Origin of the sequence: Agathobaculum sp. (assembly GCF_050946325.1) — a bacterium.
GTDB lineage: Bacteria > Bacillota > Clostridia > Oscillospirales > Butyricicoccaceae > Agathobaculum.
In genome coordinates, this window is sequence record NZ_JBMNUP010000136.1 from 1 (window position 1) to 5,290 (window position 5,290).

General features: G+C 58.4%; 6 protein-coding genes. All 6 read right to left on the minus strand.

Annotation, left to right across the window (positions count from 1 at the left end):
- Nucleotides 1-996, minus strand: a 996-nt coding sequence (gene cas1c, locus ACOYIE_RS09140) for a type I-C CRISPR-associated endonuclease Cas1c (protein ID WP_433412525.1), incomplete at its 3' end; no start/stop codon positions are given.
- Nucleotides 993-1,667, minus strand: coding sequence for a CRISPR-associated protein Cas4 (cas4, locus tag ACOYIE_RS09145; protein WP_066456010.1), 675 nt, complete (start codon nucleotides 1,665-1,667; stop codon nucleotides 993-995). The genes cas4 and cas1c, both read right to left, overlap by 4 nt.
- Nucleotides 1,664-2,554, minus strand: a complete 891-nt coding sequence (gene cas7c, locus ACOYIE_RS09150; protein WP_066456012.1) for a type I-C CRISPR-associated protein Cas7/Csd2 — start codon at nucleotides 2,552-2,554, stop codon at nucleotides 1,664-1,666. The genes cas4 and cas7c overlap by 4 nt, the downstream gene beginning before the upstream one ends.
- Before the next feature lies 1 nt (nucleotide 2,555).
- Nucleotides 2,556-4,313, minus strand: a complete 1,758-nt coding sequence (cas8c, locus tag ACOYIE_RS09155; protein ID WP_195377060.1) for a type I-C CRISPR-associated protein Cas8c/Csd1 — start codon at nucleotides 4,311-4,313, stop codon at nucleotides 2,556-2,558.
- A complete protein-coding gene (cas5c, locus tag ACOYIE_RS09160) occupies nucleotides 4,310-4,963 on the minus strand; it encodes a type I-C CRISPR-associated protein Cas5c (protein ID WP_195377059.1) in 654 nt (217 codons plus the stop codon). The genes cas8c and cas5c overlap by 4 nt, the downstream gene beginning before the upstream one ends.
- Nucleotides 4,964-5,110: 147 nt before the next feature.
- Nucleotides 5,111-5,290: hypothetical protein (locus tag ACOYIE_RS09165; RefSeq protein ID WP_433412529.1), on the minus strand; the 180-nt coding region annotated here is incomplete at its 5' end.

Here is a 5,290-nt window from a genome sequence, read left to right on the forward strand (position 1 = left end):
GCCGCGCAGACAACGGGCAAGCAGAAGCGCCTGTACATAAGGCACCAATCCCCAAACCAGCTTTTCTTTTAAATAAGGGTGGGTGAGCGGCTCTGCCAGGCGTTTCTGCCAGGCAGCCAGAAAGATTTTGCGTCCCTCGTCGGTCAACAGCACTGCACCACTCGGCTGGCACTCAAAGTGTTCAGCACGCATGACGCGATTATTAATCAGCGTGGCGACAAACCGGTCAGCGAGCAGTGGCCGCAGTTCCTCCATCAAATCGAGGGCAAGCGACGACCTGCCAGGGCGGTCGCGATGCAAAAAGCCAACATAAGCGTCTAATCCGACGCTCTCCAATGCACCCGCGCAGGCATTTGCCAACAGGCTGTATGCAAATGAAAGCATGGCATTGGTTGGGTCAAGCGGCGGACGGCGCGAACGTCCGGTAAAAGAAAAGGTTTCACGTTGATTGAGCAGCAGCGCGTCAAATGTGCCGAAATATATAGCCGCCGACTGGCCTTCCAAGCCACGCAACGCGTCAAGATTGGTTTCCTGCAGAATGGCGGGCAGGCTGTCGGCCAACAGCGCTGAAGCATGCCCAAGCGCTTCATTGTCAACACGCAGCAAGTGATCACGCAGGGTGCGCTCGATACTCCATCGTCCATTGTACACCTTGCCGAACACAAAACTGCGGGCGTAGTGGCAGCTTTGCCCTTCGTCGTCGGATAAACGGTACTGTGCCTTTCGCAGCAGCACGTTTCCGGGATTTTCTCCGCTGACACGCGCGAGGAAGCGTCCGCGTGGTGTGAGGAAAGCCAGATTTATCCCGTCGCGCACACATTTTCCCATCAGGGCGGGGCTTGCGCCTTTGTAGGAAAAGCAAAGGATGCTTTCCAGTGTGTGCAGCGGGAACTGTCCGCGTTTTTGCTCGTCCGCCACAACCAATACGGTCTCGCCCTCAAGCGCGAGATAGCTGTCCTCACTCAGGACGAACAATGTGTTGAGGAATTTTCTCATAAGCTTTCCTCCTCCCTCGGCAGGTGCATCCGCAGATAAGCGGATGCCGGGGGTGCTTTCGCGAGCCTCGGCAGGCAGACCTCTTTGAGCGAGCAGGCATTGCACCCTTTGGATGGAGTGGCTTTTGGGGTATACCCGCGTGCATACAGGGCATGCATTTCCCCAAGCATGTCTTCCACCCGCTGACGCAGCGGCGCATCCAGATTGACTCGGGTGCGCCGCCGCGGCTCGCCATAAAAGAGACTGCCCTCGGCAATACTGCATAGCAGCATCTCCTCCAGGCAGATCGCCTGTGCGCAGAGCTGCAATTCATCCGCGCCGTAAGCGTTTGGCCGGCCTTTCTTATATTCCACCGGATAAGGCTGCCAGGTCCCGTCTTGTCCGGCCAGCGTGATTCCTGCCGGGTCCTGATGAAATTCGACCACGTCGCACACTCCCTGCGCGCGCAGCCGGTGGGATACGACCCGCAGGCTGCGCGCGGTCAGCAGGTTTCCGCGGCGTTCCATCTGCTTTTCATCATGGGCGCGTTGGTGAAGGAGCTGTCCCTCAACCGTGCGCAAATTTTCCGCCCACTGCCGTTCGATATGGATTAGCGCCCACTGCCGGCGGCAGAAAGCGAAATGCTGTAGGCCGGATAGCGGGAGATAATCTTCTTCCTGCCGGCTGGTCACACCATCTGCGTGCAGGACACGCCTTCGGGCAGTGCGGCGGTATCGACCGTCACGGTATAGTCGCTGTAAGCGCGCGGACTGACCACATCTTCTTTTCGGGAAACGCTGACCGTGTCAAACAGCCGGTAGGCGGGCGTGTTTCCCAGTTCGCTGTCATGCCGGAATACAATCAGCTGGCGGACGGCCATCTTGCCGCGCGCGGCCGAATGGTCAACTTCGAACATATTGAGGATCGCCTGCCACAGAAGGGCAAGATCCTCCTCTGAAAAACCGGTGGTCTTGCGGGCAAGGTTGGCTGAAATATAACCCTCGCAGCGGTAGAGCGCATAGGGGACAATGTGCTTGCGCCCCATTTCGGTGCCTTTTTTCTCGGCGTCTGTCTCGGTGGTGATGGCAACACGGGTGATCGTGACCTCCTGCGGGACAATTGGGTCGATGGAACGGGCGAAGCCCAATTGCACCGGTCCGCGTACCTGCCCGCAGTTCAGATTGTTTTTCACGAAGGTGGTCATAACCGCTCCGAAGGTGCGGATATCGTAAAAGTTTTGGCACATGAAGTCCCGGATCTTCTCGTCGAGCTGGGGGTTCCTCTTTTTGACTTCCTTGATGGTCTTTTCATCGATTTCCCAATGTGCGAACGCTTCGGCGTCCGAACGGTTGAGCGGAACGCCGTCCTTGATGTAGATGCGGTACCCCGCGGCGTCCTCCTTTACCGTTTCGACGTAGTTGCGGATTTTGCGCTTGAGACAGACGTCGGTCACCAGCCCGTAGCCGGTCTCCGGATCGAGCCGGGGCATGTTGCCCGCGTCAGGGTCGCCGTTGGGGTTGCCGTTTTCCACATCGAACAGGATGACAAATTCATAACGGTTCTTGATGGGTTCGCTCATTTCACATTTCCTCCTTCGGTTTGCCGGCAAACTGTTTTTGTACCTGGTGGTAATAGCCCAGATGGAAGGCGCCCTGTTCGGGCAGGGACATCCGCGCGGGCAGCGTTTGGCGGATGCGGCCTTCGATATCGCAGATCTGCTTCTCATAGTGAATGCGCAGGCCGGTGCTCAATTTGCGCAGATGGCTTTGCGAGAGCTTGGTCAGCAGCGGGAAGATGGTTGCGGGGGTGGCGGACGCACTGTTGAAGTACTTGTCCTTGATGGTCGATTTGATGCCCGGATTGGCGTCCGCCTGTACCCGTTCGAGCACCGCGAACAGCCTGCCGAGCAGATAGGGCAGATAGGTGCTCTGTTCGTTCAGTTCCACGGTCAAAACCTCCTCTGGAATATGAAAGTGGGTGTTTTGCAGGAAAAAGGCTTTCAAAACAGCGGCGCGCCCATAGGTGACCGCCTGTTCGGCGCGGATGCGCAGCATGGTCTGCGCAAACAGGGAGGCCGGATAATTCCCATCGGACAGCACAGCGCGGATGGTCGCGCCCATCATCAGCGAGACCGCCTTTTTGTCACGGCTGTTGGGATTGGCGATCTCCGTTTGCAGTTTCCACATTGGCAGCGCGCCGTTTTCAAGGTAAGCGGGTTTGGCAATGCGCAGCCGTTTGTGATGCTCCTGCACATGGATGAGCAGATTCCCGAAGGTGTCCTGCAGAAAGAATCGCACCGACAGCCGCGCGGCGTTTGGCGCGAGCCCGAGCACGAAAAAATGGTTTTCCGGATGCAGGGGGATGCCGTCCACATCGACCAGCCCTCCGCCCGCGAGCGCGGCCACCACGCCCCACAGGTCCTCCTGTGTGATGCGGTCCTCCGCGCCGCCGAACAGCGCGCCGCAGAAGATATCCTGGTAGAGGGGTTCGGCATCCTCCGCCCAGCAGACGATCGCGGTATCACCCAGGTACTGCACATGTCTGCGGTCGCTGAGCAGCTGGTTGAGCGCGGCGCCGTAGGCGGAGGCGGCCGCCTCTGAGACCGGTGAATTGAGCCCCTGACCGGTGTTGTCCACAGTTTCGTGGCCGTAGGACTCAAACGCGGGCGCGTTGAAGGATACCAGCGACGCGCCGCTCGACTGCGCGCCCTGCACACCCTTGACCGAAGGGTGCAGGCGGGCAATCGCGCCGGTTCTGCCGGAGACCAGGCAGCGCCCCGCAGCCGCGCCCGCTGATCGGTTCATGGAATGGGCCTGCCAGGCGGCGCGGATGGCAGGGTCCTGCTGTGGATACAGGTCGTTCACCGAGAAGACCAGATTTGCGCCCTTTATGATTTCGTCAAGGCAGGACGCGAGAACGGGATGGGAGAGGGCGGTTTCGGGCTGCCACTGGGCAAAAAAGGCAAGTACCGCGCGTGCAGCCGGACTGTCCGTCTCTGAAAGGATCTCCTCATGCAGCTTTTTTGCGGCGGCAAAGCACTGGAGCGAACGTTCCGGCTTTCCCTTGCCGTCCACGCCGAAAAAGTAAGAGCTGTTGTCGCACAAAAAGTTGGCGCACACGCCGGAAGCCCTTTTCGCCTGCGCGGGAACTTCGATCACTTGAGGAAGTTCTTTCTTGCCGTCTGAAGAGGACACCTTGAGGGGAATCACGCCGCGCAGGGCGCCCTGTTCATCAATGGAGAGTGCGAAGGAGACTTTTACGCCGCACCAGCCGGGCTGTGAAATGGCGCCGCGCGCGGCCAGCGCGTCATAATAACGGCAAAGCGCTTGCAGAATCATCGCAGCACCTCCTGTCCGGCAACCTCCAGCACGCCGTTTTCCAATCGTGCACGGAAGAACATGGGCTGGATATCGCGCGGGTTGCTGTAGTCCATATCGTAGAGCATCAGTCCCAGATCACGCGTTTCATGGATGGCTGGGATGGGGCCGCCTTCCCATGCGCGGAAGCTGGCGGGAAATTCGCGGCAGCCGAAGCAGGGCTGATGATAGCACTGCCCACGGGCCAGGCGCCTCCTGGCGATGTCGATGAACTTGCCCTCGTTGTCCGAAGGATTGGCCTTGACGCTCATTGTAAAATGGGCGTCAATTACATAATGCACATCCGTCAGCACCATGGATGCGCGCTGCTGAATGCTCTCGCCGGTATAGATGGCCAGCGGCTTATCGGCGCCCGACATGACCGAACGCACATTGCTGGCCAGGATCTTGTCTTTGACCTCGTTGCGGCGGATGTTGGTAAAGGCAATGGGGTTCAGCACATGGATGCGATCAATCACCCAATTCAGACCGGGATGCCAGTATATGGATTCGATCAGCCCGCGCGCCGCCGAGGGGGTCATCACGTCGTAGCTGACGCGCTCCACCTTCAGTTCCGGTCGGGTGAAAAGCGCATACGGCCCCCAGACCTCCACCTGGATACCTTGACTCATAAAATTCTCACCTCGCCTGTTAAAATTTTTAAAAGGGGCGGCGGCCGATGAAACCGGCCGCCGATTCTTTTTGGCCTCACCACAGGGTCCACCCCCAATTGCAACATCAAATGTTTAATGAAATTTCACCTTGTAGTTCCGACTGCTTTACAGAAAGATCCCCATACCCGTATCTGCCAGCAGCGCCAGACCGGTATTTTCATCATATAATGACAGGTCGGTCAGGATGGCGGCGCTTTCGTCGGGCACCTCAAGCGCACCACGCGCAAGCAGGGCCTCAAAATGTTTCTGATAGATATTGACCGAATCCTGTCCGACTTGGCGGAA